At 68.5% G+C, this 13950-nt stretch carries 15 protein-coding genes; 7 read left to right on the top strand and 8 right to left on the bottom strand.

Annotation, left to right across the window (positions count from 1 at the left end; all coding sequences use genetic code 11):
* Window positions 1-40: 40 nt before the first annotated feature.
* Window positions 41-2083: a hypothetical protein gene (locus ACTMTF_RS36160; RefSeq protein WP_441114692.1), complete on the bottom strand. Its 2043-nt coding sequence runs from the start codon at window positions 2081-2083 to the stop codon at window positions 41-43.
* The gene (locus ACTMTF_RS36155) at window positions 2083-2373 is read right to left on the bottom strand and encodes a hypothetical protein (RefSeq protein WP_441114691.1); all 291 of its coding nucleotides are present in this window, start codon (window positions 2371-2373) and stop codon (window positions 2083-2085) included. The genes ACTMTF_RS36160 and ACTMTF_RS36155 overlap by 1 nt, the downstream gene beginning before the upstream one ends.
* 255 nt (window positions 2374-2628) lie before the next feature.
* Between ACTMTF_RS36155 and ACTMTF_RS36150 the strand changes: the two genes are divergently transcribed.
* The 4 genes from ACTMTF_RS36150 (at window position 2629) to ACTMTF_RS36135 (ending at window position 6093) form a co-directional block, all read left to right on the top strand.
* On the top strand, window positions 2629-3663 hold the full coding sequence (locus ACTMTF_RS36150) for a zinc-dependent alcohol dehydrogenase family protein (protein ID WP_441114690.1): 1035 nt from the start codon (window positions 2629-2631) through the stop codon (window positions 3661-3663).
* 197 nt (window positions 3664-3860) lie between these two features.
* A complete protein-coding gene (locus tag ACTMTF_RS36145; protein WP_441114689.1) occupies window positions 3861-4502 on the top strand; it encodes a hypothetical protein in 642 nt (213 codons plus the stop codon).
* Window positions 4503-4510: 8 nt separating this feature from the next.
* A complete protein-coding gene (locus tag ACTMTF_RS36140; protein ID WP_441114688.1) occupies window positions 4511-4903 on the top strand; it encodes a hypothetical protein in 393 nt (130 codons plus the stop codon).
* Window positions 4904-4911: 8 nt separating this feature from the next.
* Window positions 4912-6093, top strand: a complete 1182-nt coding sequence (locus ACTMTF_RS36135; protein ID WP_441114687.1) for a caspase family protein — start codon at window positions 4912-4914, stop codon at window positions 6091-6093.
* On the opposite strand, the gene ACTMTF_RS36130 is transcribed toward ACTMTF_RS36135, so the two are convergent.
* Window positions 6090-6590: a MarR family winged helix-turn-helix transcriptional regulator gene (locus tag ACTMTF_RS36130; RefSeq protein WP_441114686.1), complete on the bottom strand. Its 501-nt coding sequence runs from the start codon at window positions 6588-6590 to the stop codon at window positions 6090-6092. The genes ACTMTF_RS36135 and ACTMTF_RS36130 overlap by 4 nt on opposite strands.
* A gap of 92 nt (window positions 6591-6682) precedes the next feature.
* Between ACTMTF_RS36130 and ACTMTF_RS36125 the strand changes: the two genes are divergently transcribed.
* A complete protein-coding gene (locus tag ACTMTF_RS36125) occupies window positions 6683-7105 on the top strand; it encodes a Rid family hydrolase (RefSeq protein WP_441114685.1) in 423 nt (140 codons plus the stop codon).
* A 28-nt stretch (window positions 7106-7133) separates the two neighbouring features.
* Here ACTMTF_RS36125 and ACTMTF_RS36120 read toward each other — a convergent pair whose 3' ends face one another.
* From ACTMTF_RS36120 to ACTMTF_RS36110, 3 genes are read right to left on the bottom strand one after another with little or no spacing between them, the layout of a single operon-like run.
* On the bottom strand, window positions 7134-8639 hold the full coding sequence (locus ACTMTF_RS36120; protein WP_441114684.1) for a tripartite tricarboxylate transporter permease: 1506 nt from the start codon (window positions 8637-8639) through the stop codon (window positions 7134-7136).
* A gap of 32 nt (window positions 8640-8671) precedes the next feature.
* The gene (locus ACTMTF_RS36115; RefSeq protein WP_441114683.1) at window positions 8672-9133 is read right to left on the bottom strand and encodes a tripartite tricarboxylate transporter TctB family protein; all 462 of its coding nucleotides are present in this window, start codon (window positions 9131-9133) and stop codon (window positions 8672-8674) included.
* A 1-nt stretch (window position 9134) separates the two neighbouring features.
* Window positions 9135-10160 carry a tripartite tricarboxylate transporter substrate-binding protein gene (locus ACTMTF_RS36110; RefSeq protein WP_397014201.1) on the bottom strand — a complete coding sequence of 342 codons (1026 nt, stop codon included), beginning with the start codon at window positions 10158-10160 and terminating at the stop codon, window positions 9135-9137.
* 151 nt (window positions 10161-10311) lie between these two features.
* Between ACTMTF_RS36110 and ACTMTF_RS36105 the strand changes: the two genes are divergently transcribed.
* Together ACTMTF_RS36105 and ACTMTF_RS36100 are read left to right on the top strand one after the other, a co-directional pair.
* Window positions 10312-10995 (top strand): response regulator transcription factor, encoded by a 684-nt coding sequence (locus tag ACTMTF_RS36105; RefSeq protein ID WP_397014199.1) that lies wholly within the window; start codon window positions 10312-10314, stop codon window positions 10993-10995.
* A 7-nt stretch (window positions 10996-11002) separates the two neighbouring features.
* Window positions 11003-12409: an ATP-binding protein gene (locus ACTMTF_RS36100; RefSeq protein WP_441114682.1), complete on the top strand. Its 1407-nt coding sequence runs from the start codon at window positions 11003-11005 to the stop codon at window positions 12407-12409.
* A 24-nt stretch (window positions 12410-12433) separates the two neighbouring features.
* Here ACTMTF_RS36100 and ACTMTF_RS36095 read toward each other — a convergent pair whose 3' ends face one another.
* Window positions 12434-13414: a TAXI family TRAP transporter solute-binding subunit gene (locus ACTMTF_RS36095; RefSeq protein ID WP_441114681.1), complete on the bottom strand. Its 981-nt coding sequence runs from the start codon at window positions 13412-13414 to the stop codon at window positions 12434-12436.
* A gap of 34 nt (window positions 13415-13448) precedes the next feature.
* The gene (locus tag ACTMTF_RS36090) at window positions 13449-13838 is read right to left on the bottom strand and encodes a DUF6223 family protein (RefSeq protein ID WP_441114680.1); all 390 of its coding nucleotides are present in this window, start codon (window positions 13836-13838) and stop codon (window positions 13449-13451) included.
* Window positions 13839-13950: the final 112 nt, after the last annotated feature.

The raw sequence follows: 13950 nt of genomic DNA, 5'->3' as shown, positions 1-13950 counted from the left end.
ACCAGCGCCGCGGTCAGCAGCGCTATCGTTCGCCGTGCCCTCATTCGTCTGCCTCCGGATACGTGGGAACCGGTCGTTGGAAACCTTCCCAGACGGACCTGTCAGCTGCGCGGAAGATAGCCGAGGCCGGCGAGTTCTTCAACCACTCGTTGTATGCGAGCTGCTGGGTCGCTGACATCGCGCTGCGCGGAATGATGCGACCATCGGCGATGAAGTCTCCCTGTGACCCCTTGGCATAGTTCTCGAACGCGTGTGGGTGAGTAGAGGCCGGTGATCCGTCGCCGAGTAAGCCGTGGCGCATCATCGCGTTGGCCGTAAGGTCTTTGAAGAGGCTCTGGCTCTCGTGCAGGGTTGCTTCTGCCTCGCTACGGGCGGTCTGGCCTTCGTTGAACTTGACTTGATCGCTGACATTGCTCTCTATGAACTCGTAGCCTCCGACGACCCAATCACCGCTGCCTGCGAGTGAAAGTTTGAGTGTCCTGGTGAGTGCATCCTTGAAGGCCTTGTTGACCTCGTCCTTCCTGTCCGCCTCGTTGATGTCCGCGAGGTTTCCGGCGTCAACTATGAAGTGGAGTGACTTGCTGAGGTCGTACACCCGAGCGTTGAAAAGTTCTCCGACATTGCCCGCCATCCCATCTTCCAGGATCTTCTGACGTTGTGCAGCCTGTTCTGCCTTCGTCGCATTCGGATGGTCGCTGTTCCATTCCGCGAATTTGGTATCAAGCTTGTTGTCGATCTGCATTCCTTGGGCGTCGAAGACCTTCACGCTGTACTCGCCGTGACCTTCGACCACGGTCTTGAGCGCTTGCGGATCCTTGAACGCCCACGTCATCGTGCTCTTGACTGAATCATGGTCGAAAAGAGCTCCGTACGGCTGGGCGCCTGGAAGGTTCGAGTCGTTATCTGGCAGCGGATTCACCCCCATTCCCTCTGAAGTACCGGTCCCCGCGATGCGATGGACATCGCCCATGTAGGTGGCCAAGATGCGGGCGGCGCTTTGGCCCGTGTCGGGAATGGCCCGCTGTACTCGTGGGTCTGCCCAGAAGTGGATGGCCCAGGAGGCGATGAGGGCTGACTTGTATCCGCGTGAGCTGCCTGGAGGCTGGGCGTTGTCGCGGTAGGTCGTGGTCGCGGCCTCGATCGCCCGGCCGAGCTCGTGGTTGCCGCCACTCCATTGCGTCTTGTGCATCAGGAAGTCGAGGGGCTTGCGTGCGGGGTCGGTGAAGAAGTCCTGCGCGACTCTGGGGTTGTTGGCCAGGGCCGCGGCGAATCCGGGGCCGAGCCCGCCCAACTGCTGACTTTCGCCGGGTGGTCTTTGCGCGTTGTCGTAGACCTTGTTCACCAGGTCGCGGAGGAACGCGTCGTCGAAGGCGCCGTGTCTGAGCAGCCTGTTGATCACAAAGCCGGTCAGCGCCTCGCCCTGAACGCTGATCAATTCATCGGTGTAGCCCTTGGGTAACCTCATGTCTCCCACGCCTCGCGAGGCTGTTCCCAGGGTCACGCTCAGCGCCTGCACCAGCCGATCTACCTCGGTGGTGGCTGGATCCTTCCATCTATGGCTGTCGCGGGGATTGCCGGGCAGGGTGCGGTAGAGGTCGGCTACGAGTGCTATGAGCTCTTTGGGTCGCATTTCCTTGGCGAAAGCAACGGCGAAGTAAGGGTCGTGCTGGTGCTTCTCCAGCAGGTCGAGCACCTTTTCGGTGACGGCTCTGTCGCTGAAGTCGCGCTGCCTCCATGCTTGTCGGAGCTGGTCGGCTATGGAGGTGGCGACGGTCGCGCCGCCTGCCGGCGAGTTCGATACCCACAGGGACTCGTCCGCCCAGACCAGGCCCTTGTCGAGGCCGATCTTCTGGGTCGCGATGATGAGGTCCAGGCGGCGCTGTAAGTCGGGGGCTCGCCCGGCGATCTGGTAGCCGATGTCTCTCAGCAGGCCGGGCCCGGACATGCTGGCGCCGATCGTCCTCAACGCGTTGTTGATCTGGGCGTCGACTTCGGACCAGGCGGGTTGTAGGCGTTTGATTTCACCGATGAGCTGGGTCATCAGCGTTGGGTCGATGCCGATGCGGTCCGGGGGGCTCATCATTAGGCCCTCCCGGTGAAGGGCAACTGCGATCGCGCGAGCGGGTCCTGGGGCGATGTACCGGTCTCAGCGCCGGCGGTTGTGGAGTCGACCAGTGCGAGCGCTCGGGTGAAGACGCTGTTGTAGGCCGCCTGCCAGCCTTTGCAGTCCTCGATGAGTTCGTCCGCGGCCTTGCCCTTCATCGCGCCGTTCTCGAGCAGGCCGATGATCTTGCGCACGTCGTTGACGTGCTGGTCACGTAGTTGTTCGATGGTGCGTCGAGCAGCGTTGATCTGTTCCTGTGTCGCCATCATCCTCGGATCCTTCGGATCTTTGAGACGGCTATCCCTGGGATCAATGTGACGATAAAGGGCGCCTGGTCCTTCGTCGAGAGGAACTACTGAAGAGGCATGGAAGGCAACGAACTGCTCGGCTACTGCGTACTACGCAGGTAGGCGATCCCTGGGGCATATTTACCGATAGCGGGCCTCGACCAGGTATACCGGTCACCCAGCCTCGACCGGCCGTGGGTAGTCCAACGATGACTACCCGAAGGACGGAAGGCTCTCATGCGTGCAACCTTGATCTACGGCGCCGGCGACGTGCGCGTGGAGGACGTGCCCGACCCGGTCCTGCGGGAGCCCACCGACGCCCTGGTGCGCGTGCTCCGCTCGTGCATCTGCGGCAGCGACCTGTGGCCGTACAAGTCCCGGCCGGCCACCGAGGAGGGCGAGCGGATCGGGCACGAGTTCCTCGGCGTCGTGGAGGACCTCGGCGCGCAGGTGTCCGGGCTGCGGCGCGGGGATGTCGTGCTGGCGCCGTTCGTCTGGTCGGACAACACCTGCGACTTCTGCCGCGAGGGCCTGCAGACCTCCTGCCGCCACGGCGGCCTGTGGGGGGCCGACGGCGTGGACGGCGGTCAGGGCGAGGCCGTACGCGTCCCGCAGGCCCAGGGCACGCTGGTCAAGCTGCCCGTCGGGGAGGACTCCGAGCTGCTGCCGTCCCTGCTCACCCTGTCGGACGTGTTCTGCACCGGCCACCACAGTGCCGTGACCGCCGGCGTCGACCAGGGCGCGTCGGTGACGGTGATCGGCGACGGCGCGGTGGGACTGTCGGCGGTCCTGGCCGCCAGACGGCTGGGCGCCGAGCAGATCATCCTCATGGGCCGCCATCGGGAGCGTACTCAGCTGGGCCGCGACTTCGGCGCCACGGACATCGTCGCCGACCGCGGCGAGGAGGGCATCGAGCGGGTACGGGAGCTGACCGGCGGCGACGGCACCCGCGCCGTGCTGGAGTGCGTCGGCACCAGGCAGGCGATCGAGACGGCGTTCGCCGTGGCCCGCGACGGCGGCACGATCAGCCGGGTGGGCGCTCCCCAGTACGAGGAGATGCCGATGGGCTTCGGCGAGTTCTTCCGCAACCTCACCGTCACCGGCGGCGTCGCCCCGGCCCGCGCCTACATCGAGGAGCTGCTGCCGGAGGTCCTGGACGGCACCCTGGAGCCGGGCCGCGTGTTCGACCGTGCGGTCACCCTGGAGCAGGTGCCCGACGGCTACCGCGCGATGAACGACCGCGCCGCCCTGAAGGTCCTCATCGAGCCCTGACGTTTCGGCTGTCTCGGAATGATCCTTCGAGCGTTATTCTGTTCCGATAATTCTGTTGCCTAAGGCGCTCGGGCGGTGGAAGATAAGGACGATTTTCGTGGAGTCCCGATCTTTCTCACTCTTGATCCGATCTCTCGCCATATCCTAAGCGCCATTTTGGTGTGTCAAAAATCCGCAGGCGGCGAAAGGGGAGCAGAATGGCCGAGTCATCCTCCGATAGTGAGCTCGCCCGATTCACGTCGGAGATAGCCGTCGCGCTGGTCAAGGCCATGGACGCCCGCCCGGCGCGCCGCTCCGAGGGGCCGGAGGACAATCTGGCGATCACCGTCGGCATCGTGATCAATCCGGACCGGCCCGAGGTCATCGCGCTATCCGAGGAGTATTCCACCAGGTCAAGGTCCTCCGTTACGCCGCTGCCCAGGGCTGATCTTGAGCGCATGGGTTCTCGTTCGGGCATCTCGCGGGAGAGCATCGGCCGGCTGAACGACGAAGTGGGCTCGGACGTCCCCCAAGCACTCCGGCTGCTGAAGTCCCTCTCGCAGCGGCCGGACACCTGGGATGCCCTGTTCGAGCTCGATGATGAGCGGCGCGAATCTCTCCGCGAAGTCGACCCGGAATCCCTGAAGGCGTTCGGAAAGGTCGTCCAGAAGCTGGAACTACTCCGTGACGAGCTCGGCTCCATCAACTTCGTGATCAATTCCAGGAGATCACGAGATGGTCGGCGTTCGCGCAATCCGTGGTACGTTCCGGACAAATTAGAGCTGGAATTCGAGGTGGGATCCGATCATGAGGGAACCCACACATCGGGTGCCGCGACGCTCGTCTTCGAGTTCGATTGAGGCCGGCCGTGCGTCCCGCCAAGCCCACCTGTCCGAGCTCCCGTCCAGAGATCGCCCGGAGCGCCGTCATCGGGATCGTCGGGGAGGACCAGGGGAAGCGCCAGGTCACCTTCCTGCCGGACCCGATTCCAGTCACTCCCGAGATCCGCGGACTGGACGACACGTCCCGTCCTGCGCGTCTCACCGAGTTCCTCCGGTTCGCCGCACCATGCGCCAGAACGGCATGCGTTCACTTCGCGGAGGAGTCCTGCCAACTCGCCCGCCGGATCGTGGAAGAGGCGCCTGCCGTCAGTGACGCCCTGCCGGACTGTGCCATCCGGCCGACGTGCCGATGGCACCGGCAGGAGGGCGCGGCCGCGTGCCTGCGCTGCCCGGGCATCGTCACCGACACGTTCGCCTGAGGCGGGACATGGCCAGGGGAATCGCCATCCACATCGGGCTGAACCACGTCGACCCGGGCGCGTACGTGGGCTGGGACGGCGCTCTCGACGCCTGCGAGAACGACGCCCGTTCCATGGAGGAGATCACCGGCGCGCTGGGCTACGAGACCAGAACGTTGTTCAGCACGGAGGCGACCGCCGAAGCGGTGTTCGACGCCATCGCCGCGGCGGCCGCTTCCCTGCGGGACGGCGACATCTGCGTGATCACCTATGCCGGACACGGCGGCCAGTTCGACGACCTCGGCGCGGACGAGTCCGACAGCAGGGACGAGACCTGGCTGCTCTTCGACCGCGAAGTCCTCGACGACGAGATCCACGTCGCCCTCTCCGCCTTCGGGGCCGGGGTGCGAGTCATCGTGATCTCGGACAGTTGCCACAGTGGGACCGTGGTCCGCGCGTTCTACCTCCGAAGCCTTGAGGAGGCTCCGGACGTGCGGAAAGCGTACGAGCGCGTCGCGCCGAGCCTGCCGAGCAGGGGGCGGGCCCGGAAACGGGCGACCAGGACGCCCCGGTTCCGCGGCGCGCCCGCGATCATCCAGCGAAAGGTGCTCGCCAACCATCGAGCCCTGTACGAAGGCATCAAGGCCGGCACGCCGGCTCGCGACACGGTGACCATGCGGGCGAGCGTCATCCTGATCTCCGGCTGCCAGGACAACCAGGAATCCATGGAACTCGACGGCCACGGCGTCTTCACCGCGGCCCTGCTCCAGCACTGGGACAAGGGCGCGTTCAGCGGCGACTACACCGCCCTGCATGCGGCCATCCGGCAGGAGTTGCCCCCGACCCAGAGCCCCAACCTTCTGAGGCTGGGGACCGCGTGGCCCGCCTTCGACAGTCAGACGCCCTTCACCATCCAGCCCCCTGGCGACACCGCACCCCCGCCGGACGACCAATCCCCACAGCGGATCCAGCTTTCGGTGCGCATGACCGTGGCAGGGCCCTCGGGTGAGGAGATCCTGGACGTGCTGAGGACTTTCGCCGAGGTGGACGGGCCGGCCCGCGCCAGGTCCTCGAACGCGACGGACATCCGGCAGGAGGAGTTGGTACGGATGCACCGTACGGGAGAATTCTCCGTCACCGAGTTGGCCGAGCTGTTCGGCGTGCCCAGCACTGTTGTCCAGCGCATGCTCGGTAGGGGGCCGTCCGTCTAGGCCAGGTCGACGGGCCGTATCCGAAGTTTGGCGGCGATGCGCGCCAGCGCCTGCTGGTCGGCGGCGGTGAGCGGGTCGAGCACGAACTGCCGCACCGCGCGCACGTGTGTGGGCGCGGCGGCGACGACCACCTCGAAGCCGAGGTCGGTGAGGGCGGCGATGGTGTAGCGGCCGTTGTCGGGGTCGGGCGAACGCTCCACCCAGCCCCGCTGCTCGAACCGCTTGACGACGTTGGACAGGCGCGAGAGGGAACCGTTGGCCAGGTAGGCGAGCTCGCTCATCCGCAGGCGGCGCTCGGGGGCCTCCGAGATGTGGCTGAGCGTCAGGTACTCGAACAGGGTCAGGCCGGACTCCTGCTGCAGCGGCGACTCCAGCCGCCCCGGCAGGAGCAGGACCAGCGAGACCAGCCCGGTCCAGGCATCCTTCTCGTCCGAGGTCAGCCACAACGTCTCCTCGGGAGAATTCCCGCCGGGGTTCGGGGTCGCGGCGATGGCCATGGGTTCACCCTACCGAGCGTTCGTGACTTTACGCGTGAAGTGAAAGCCTGATACGTTGACTTCAAGTATGAAGTCAACCTGAGGGGATCGGCATGAGCGAGCCGGAGTTCTTCGCCACACCTGGCTACGGCGAGACGCAGCTAGCCAACATGCACTACAACCAGGCGGTTCGAGTCGGCGACCGCGTCGAGACCTCGGGTCAAGGCGGATGGGACGATGACTGGAACTTCCCCGAGTCCCTCGAGGACGAGATCGTCCAGGCCTTCGAGAACGTCGAGCGAACCCTCGCCGAGGCCGGCGCCACCTGGCGTGACGTCATCGCCGTGAACTCGTACCACATCCCCACCTCCGCCGACTTCATCGGCGAGGTCCACAACCGGGTCATGGTGGAGCAGTTCCGCAAGCGCATGGGGGGCCGCTCGCCCATCTGGACCGAGATCGGCGTGCCGGCCCTCGGCGCCCCGAACATGCGCGTCGAGATCCGCGTCACCGCCATCACCGGCCACGGAGACTGACCGGCCCACCACGTGTCCGCACAGCCTCCTACTCCTCCTCGGTGAACACGGTCTCGCGGCGCTTGCGGATCGCCGGGAGGACGGCGACGACCAGGGCCGCCGCGGCCAGGGCCAGGAGGACCGCGGAGATCGGGCGGGTGAAGAAGACCGACGCGTCGCCGCGCTCGATGATGAGCGCCCGCCGCAGGTTCTCCTCCAGGAGGGGGCCGAGGACGAAGCCGAGCAGCAGCGGCGCCGGCTCACAGCCGCACTTGATCAGAATGTAGCCAAGGATCCCGAAGAACACGATCGCGTAGACGTCGTAGGCGTTGAACCCCAGGGAGTACGTGCCGATCGAGGCGAACAGGATGATCATCGGGAACAGCATCTGGTACGGAATGCGCAGCATGCGGACCCAGATGCCGATCAGCGGCAGGTTCAGCAGCACGAGCAGCACGTTGCCGACCCACATCGACGCGATCAGGCCCCAGAACAGCTCCGGTTCGTCGGTGATGACGTTCGGGCCGGGGGTGATGCCGTGGACGATGAACGCGCCGACCATCAGCGCCATCACCGGGTGGGCGGGCAGGCCCAGGGTGAGCAGCGGGATGAACGACGTCTGCGCGGCGGCGTTGTTGGCCGACTCGGGGCCGGCGACGCCCTCGATCGCGCCGTGCCCGAACTCCTGCTGCCGCTTGGAGATCCGCTTCTCGACGGCGTAGGAGGTGAACGAGGCCAGCACGTGGCCGCCGCCGGGCAGGATGCCGAGCGCGGCGCCGAGACCGGTGCCCCGCAGGATCGGGCCGACGATGCGGCGCCGGTCCTCGCGGGTCGGCCAGAGGTTCTTCACCTTGCTCACGATCGCCGTGCGGGTCTGCTCGTTCTCCAGGTTGCGCAGGATCTCGGCCAACCCGAACATGCCGACGGCGACCGACACGAAGTCGATGCCGCCGTACAGCTCGCGCTGGTCGAACGTGTACCGGGGTGTGCCGGTGTAGATGTCCTGACCGACCGTGCCGAACAGGACGCCGAGGAAGATCATCGCCAGGGCCTTCAGCGCCGTGCCCCGCGCCAGCGCGATCGACACGATCAGGCCGAGCAGCACCAGCGAGAAGTAGTCGGCCGCCCCGAACTGCAACGCGACGCGGGCCAGCGGTGGCGCCGCGACGGCCAGCACGACGGTGGCGATCGTACCCGCGATGAAGGAGCCGACCGCGGCGGCGGCCAGCGCCGCGCCGGCCCGGCCCTGCCGGGCCATCTCGTGCCCGTCCAGCGCGGTGACCGCCGCCGACGACTCACCCGGCAGGTTGATCAGGATGGCGGTCGTCGAGCCGCCGTACTGCGCGCCGTAATAGATGCCGGCCAGCATGATCAGCGCCGTCACCGGCTCGAAGCTGAACGTGATCGGCAGCAGCATCGCCACCGTCGCCGTCGGCCCGATGCCGGGCAGCACGCCGACCGCCGTCCCGAGCAGCACTCCAAGGAAGCAGTAGAGGACGTTCTGGATGAGGAGGGCGGTCGAAAGGCCCAGCGCGAGGTTGTCGAGAAGTTCCATGCCTCAATCCGGATGCCGTGTCAGATGCCGTGTCAGAACCCCAGCCAAGGGCCCCAGAGCGGGATCCGCAGCTGCAGTCCGACGACGAAGATGAGCGTGCTCGCCAGGGTCAGCCCGGCGGTCACGGCCAGGGCCATGAGCGGTCGTACGCGGGTGCTGGCCAGCGTGGTCAGCAGGGCGGTCACCGCCGACGTCGGGACGAATCCGAGGCCCCGTACGGTGAATCCGAAGAACAGGACGGCGACCACGATGACGGCGACCGCGCGCCAGGGGATCGGCCCGAACGTGATCACCTCGCCGGCGACGAGTCCCTTGACGACGATCGCCAGCCCCAGGCCGGCCACGAGCGTGCCGACCAGCAGGGGAAAGGCGCCGGGGCCCATCCGCAGCAGGGTGCCCAGCTCGTAGCCGAGCGACCCCACCACGAACGCGCCACCGATCAGGATGAAGAGCCCCCCGGCCAGGACGTCCGGGAAGGACCGGCGGCGCTCCACCTCAGGAGGCCTTCACACCGGCGTCGGCGATGACCTTCGCCCAGGTGACGAGCTGCTCTTCGAGCTTGGTACGGTGCGCCTCCGGCGTTGCGTCCTCGGCCGGGACCGGCGCGGTGCCGAGCTTGGCCATCTGGTCGATGACCTTCTGGTCGGCCAGCGCCACCTTCAGCGCCTCCGACAGCTTCTGGACGACGTCCTGCGGCGTGCCCTTCGGGACGTAGAGGCCGTGCCACACGCTGACCTGGAGCTTGGGCAGCCCCGCCTCGGTCGTGGTGGGCAGGTCGGGCAGGCTCTTCACCCGCTCCGGAGTGGTGACCGCGTACGCCTTCACCTCGCCCGCGGCGATCTGGCCGCTGGTGTTGGTCGTCTGGTCGCACATGAAGTCGACCTGGCCGCCGACGAGGTCGGTCAGCGCGGGGCCGGTGCCCTCGTACGGGACCTCCTGGAGCTTGACCCCGGCGGCGGTCTGGAACAGCAGGCCGCACAGGTGGGACGCGGCGCCGATGCCGGCGTTGGCCATCGTGACCTTGGCGGCGTTCGCCTTGACGTGGGTCACGAGGTCTTGGAGCGTCGCGGGGGCGAAGTCCTTGCGGGCGATGACGGTCATCGGCACCTCGGTGACGAGCCCGACCATCTCGAAGTTCTCCAGCGGCTTGAAGCCCAGGTTCTGGTACAGGGAGGGCGCCGTCGACATGCCGATGTGGTGCATGAGCACGGTGTAGCCGTCGGGATCGGCCCGCGCGACCTCGCCGGCGCCGACCGTGCCGCCCGCGCCCTCGACGTTCTGGACGACGACCTTGCCGCCGAGCTTGGCGGCCATCGGCGCGGCGATCATGCGGGTGACGGTGTCCGTGGGGCCGCCCGCGCTGAACGGCACGACGAACGTGATGTTCTGGTCCGGGTAACCTTCGCCGGTGGGGCCCGCGCCCGTCGTGCCGCCGTTTCCGGCACAGGCGGCGACGAGCGACACCACGCCGATCGCGGTGATCATCCGCGCGGTGGTCCCGTACCTGCTGGGCGTTCTCATATCGCGGCCTCCTCGTGTGTGCGCGGCCTAAGTCTGGGCTGGCGGCGGCGCGGATAGTGTCAGAGGAATCCCAAGGAATGCGCTGAACGTCAGAGAAATCCCAAGAACTCCAGGGGTGACGCGCGCGTCGATCCGGGTCGTACAATCCGGTATGCGGATCACCATCATCGAGGATGACGACCGCGTCGCGCGGGGTCTGGTGAGCGTCCTGGTCCAGGCGGGCTTCGAGGTCCACCGCCTCGCCACCGCCGCCGAGGCCGTACGTGCCGCCCCGTCCGATGTGGTCCTCGTCGACCTGGGGCTGCCCGACGGCGACGGGCTCGACGTGATCCGCAAGCTGCGTGACCGCCCGGAGACCGCCGTCATCGCCGTGACCGCGCGCTCGGAGGAGCACGAACGGGTCCGCGGCCTGCGCGCCGGCGCCGACGACTACATCGTGAAGCCGTTCGGCGTCCCGGAGCTGCTGGCCCGGATCGACGCCGTCCTGCGGCGCACCCGGGCGGCCCGGGCGCTGAGCCACCCGGACGAGCCGCTGGTCCTCGGCCCGATGCGGATCGGCGTCGGCACCCGCGAGGTCACCGTCGACACCACGCCCGTGACGCTGACCCGCAAGGAGTTCGAACTGCTCCTGCTGCTGGCCCGGCGGGCGCCGAACGTGGTCAGCCGCGACGTCATCCTCGACCAGATCTGGGGCGCGACCTGGGAGTCCTCCAGCCGCACCCTCGACACCCACATCGCGGCGTTACGGAACAAGCTCGGGCCGGCCGTGCTCATCCGCACGATCCACGGGGTCGGCTATCGGCTCCTGGCCGACCGGCCGGAGCTGATCGGCTGACGCAGCCGTGCACCGTCGCCTGCTCATCGTCCTGGTGCCCCTCGCGGTGCTGCTCGTCGCGGCGCTCGGGGTCCCGCTCAGCGTGACCGTGGCCGAGCGGGAGATGCAGGAGACGTACGTCGACCGGCTCAACGACGTCGGCCGGTTCGCGTCGCTGGCCGAGACGGCGCTGTCCACCGGGCGGATCGAGGCGCTCCAGCAGGAGCTGGCGCGCTATCACGAGCTGTACGGCATCCCCGTCGCGGTGATCGACACCTCCGGAACGGTGCTGCTCGGACCAGGAGGCGCCTACCAGCGGGCGGCGCGGGACGAGCCGGCGTTGCCCCGGATCGTGACCGCGGCACTGGCCGGCACGAGGCCCGAACCGTCCGGGGAATGGGCGCCGTGGGACGACTCCGCGCTCGTCGTCGCGGAGCCGGTGGGCCGGGACAGCGAGGTCGTCGGCGCCGTCGTGACGATCTCCGACCTGTCGAAGACGCGCCGGCGCATCCTCGTCCTGTGGGCCTGGCTCGCCGCGCTCGGCCTGCTGCCGCTGATCGCGCTGGTGGCCGTCGCCTGGCCGGTGTCGGCCTGGGTGCTGCGGCCGGTGCGGGAGCTGGACGCGGCGAGCTCGCGGATCTCCCAGGGCGACCTCACCATCCGGGCGGACGCCGAGGCCGGCCCGGTCGAGCTGCGCCGGCTGGCGGGGTCGTTCAACACCATGATGGACGCGGTCGAGAACGCCGTGCAGCGGCAGCGGGCGTTCGTGTCCGACGCGTCGCACCAGTTGCGCAACCCGCTGACCAGCCTCCGGCTCGCCGTGGAGAGCCTGGAGCCGCATCTGCGCGCGGCCGGCGACGGGCGGCAGATGTACGACGTCGCCGTCGACGAGCTGAAGGCGATGCAGCGGCTGCTGAACGCGCTGCAGGCCAGCGCCCGGATGGAGAGCATACGGACGGCGTCGCCGGTGGATCTCGACGCGGTGCTGGCGACCCGGGTGGACCGGTGGCGGGCGCTGACGGCGACGGCCGGGCAGACACTGGCGGTCGGCGTGCCGCCGGGGCTGCGGTTGCTGGAGCCGACGGGCGGGCTGGGCAGCATCCTGGACGAGCTGATCAGCAACGCGCTTCGGCTGTCGGACGCGGAGGTGGTGGAGGTGTCCGCCCGGGTCCCCGACGGTCCGGGCGTGGTCATGATCTCTGTGCGGGACGACGGCCGGGGGATCGACGCGTCCGAGCGGGCCCAGGCGCTGCAGCGGTTCTGGCGGTCGCCGCGGCACCAGAACGTGTCCGGCACCGGCCTGGGGCTGGCCATCTGCGCCGACCTGGTCGGGGCGGCCGGGGGCGAGCTTCGGCTGGAGGAGGGGCTGCCGCGTCCGGACGGCTCCGGGCACGGATTCGCCGCGGTGGTCGTCCTACCGGTGGCTCCCGACTGAGGACCCGGCTCGGGGTCAGTGCTGTCAGTGCTTGCGGTCGCGGAACCAGGCGGCCGCGCCCGGATGGAGCGGGATCGACGCGGTGGAGATCCCGGTGCGGACATTGATGTGCCATGCCTCCGGAACCGCTTCGGGAACGGCTTCGGCCGCGGTCTCGTCGTGCCAGGCGGACGCGATCGTACCGGTGTGCGTGAAGATCGTGTCGGTGACGGCGTACACCAGATCGTCGGGCAGGTCGCTGCGCGCGAGCAGCACGTTCGGCACCGCGACGGTGCGGGTGGCCGGGACGCCGGAGTAGGCGGTCGCGGGGATCATGGCCGGCGTGTAAGGGCCGGGGAACGCGATGAAGAGCCCGTCCGCTTGCTCCTCCAACGGGATCAGCCGGATCAGGTGCCGCTGCGCCAGGTCCGTGATGGCGGGGGTCGGGACGCCGGTCAGGGAGAACATCGCATCGATCTCACCGTCGCGCAGGGCCGCCGCCGACGCGGCCTGGCTGAGGTAGCGGCCGTCCGCGTCCAGCAGACCGAGCTCCAGGACCCGCAGCGAGGTGAACTCCGTGCCCGAGTCGCGGGCGCCGAGGGAGACCCGCTTGCCCTTGAGGTCCCCGAACGCGTCGATCGCCGAACCGGCCATCACCACGAGATGCAGGTGACTGTCATAGAGTCGGCAGATCGCCGACAGCCCCTCGGGCGCGCTGCCGTCGGACGTGATCAGCGCGTCCAGGCTCGTCAGCCCGAGATGCACCTCGCCGGCCCGCAGCATCCGGATGTTGTCGGTGGACGCCCCGCTCGGCACGGTGCTCACCGTGGCGCCCGGCACCTGCTCGGAGATGTGCTCGGCCAGCGAACCGCCGATGCGCCGGTACACCGCCCCCGCCGGCCCGGTGGCCAGCCGCAGACGGACCTCGCCGACCTCGGACCGCTGGGAGCAACCGGCGAGCAACCCGCCGGCGGCCAGGAGCACCGCCCGCCGGCTGAGCCAGGGCTCCGGGTTCAGCAGCACCATGCCGAGATGATACGGACTGGCGAAGGGTTGCGCCTCAGCCGGTGCGGCGCGAGCGGGCCAGGGTCAGCCCGCCGAGGGCCATGGAGATCAGCCCCACCGCCAGGGCCAGGTAGCCCCCGACGATGCCGTAGCCGGTGCCGGGGCCACCCTCGGCGGCGGCCACGACCAGCGCGCCGATGACCGCGCCGGCCAGCCCCGCCACCAGGGCCGCGACGGCTCCCTTTCTGCCGGGGCCGGTACGCCGGGCGGCGCGGGCCAGGGCCAGCCCGCCGATCACCGCGCCAGTCAGCCCCAGCCCCGCGGCCACCAGGGACCAGAGGCGGCCGGCGGTCATGGAGTAGGCGCTGACCGGGTCCGGCTGGGCGAGGACGTGCGCGACCACCGGTCCGGTACCGACTGCGACAAGCACTGATTTGACTGACATGAGGCTCTCCTCCTGCGACTGGACTGCTGACTTCTGTGCTGCTGGCTGCTGGCTGCTGTGCTGGTGGACTGGGGTGCTGGAGTGCTGGAGTGCTGGAGTGCTGGGGGTCTGG

Source organism: Nonomuraea sp. ZG12 (genome assembly GCF_052068115.1).
Classification (GTDB): Bacteria; Actinomycetota; Actinomycetes; order Streptosporangiales; family Streptosporangiaceae; genus Nonomuraea.
The sequence above is the reverse complement of the archived record's forward strand: the minus strand, read 5'-3'. Positions and strand labels throughout refer to the sequence as shown.

Excerpts from the sequence above, each read along its gene's own strand:
- ACTMTF_RS36160 (WP_441114692.1), bottom strand. The coding sequence starts at position 2,083 with ATGATGAGCCCCCCGGACCGCATCGGCATCGACCCAACGCTGATGACC.
- ACTMTF_RS36155 (WP_441114691.1), bottom strand. The coding sequence starts at position 2,373 with ATGATGGCGACACAGGAACAGATCAACGCTGCTCGACGCACCATCGAA.
- ACTMTF_RS36150 (WP_441114690.1), top strand. The coding sequence starts at position 2,629 with ATGCGTGCAACCTTGATCTACGGCGCCGGCGACGTGCGCGTGGAGGAC.
- ACTMTF_RS36145 (WP_441114689.1), top strand. The coding sequence starts at position 3,861 with ATGGCCGAGTCATCCTCCGATAGTGAGCTCGCCCGATTCACGTCGGAG.
- ACTMTF_RS36135 (WP_441114687.1), top strand. The coding sequence starts at position 4,912 with ATGGCCAGGGGAATCGCCATCCACATCGGGCTGAACCACGTCGACCCG.
- ACTMTF_RS36130 (WP_441114686.1), bottom strand. The coding sequence starts at position 6,590 with ATGGCCATCGCCGCGACCCCGAACCCCGGCGGGAATTCTCCCGAGGAG.
- ACTMTF_RS36125 (WP_441114685.1), top strand. The coding sequence starts at position 6,683 with ATGAGCGAGCCGGAGTTCTTCGCCACACCTGGCTACGGCGAGACGCAG.
- ACTMTF_RS36120 (WP_441114684.1), bottom strand. The coding sequence starts at position 8,639 with ATGGAACTTCTCGACAACCTCGCGCTGGGCCTTTCGACCGCCCTCCTC.
- ACTMTF_RS36110 (WP_397014201.1), bottom strand. The coding sequence starts at position 10,160 with ATGAGAACGCCCAGCAGGTACGGGACCACCGCGCGGATGATCACCGCG.
- ACTMTF_RS36105 (WP_397014199.1), top strand. The coding sequence starts at position 10,312 with ATGCGGATCACCATCATCGAGGATGACGACCGCGTCGCGCGGGGTCTG.
- ACTMTF_RS36095 (WP_441114681.1), bottom strand. The coding sequence starts at position 13,414 with ATGGTGCTGCTGAACCCGGAGCCCTGGCTCAGCCGGCGGGCGGTGCTC.
- ACTMTF_RS36090 (WP_441114680.1), bottom strand. The coding sequence starts at position 13,838 with ATGTCAGTCAAATCAGTGCTTGTCGCAGTCGGTACCGGACCGGTGGTC.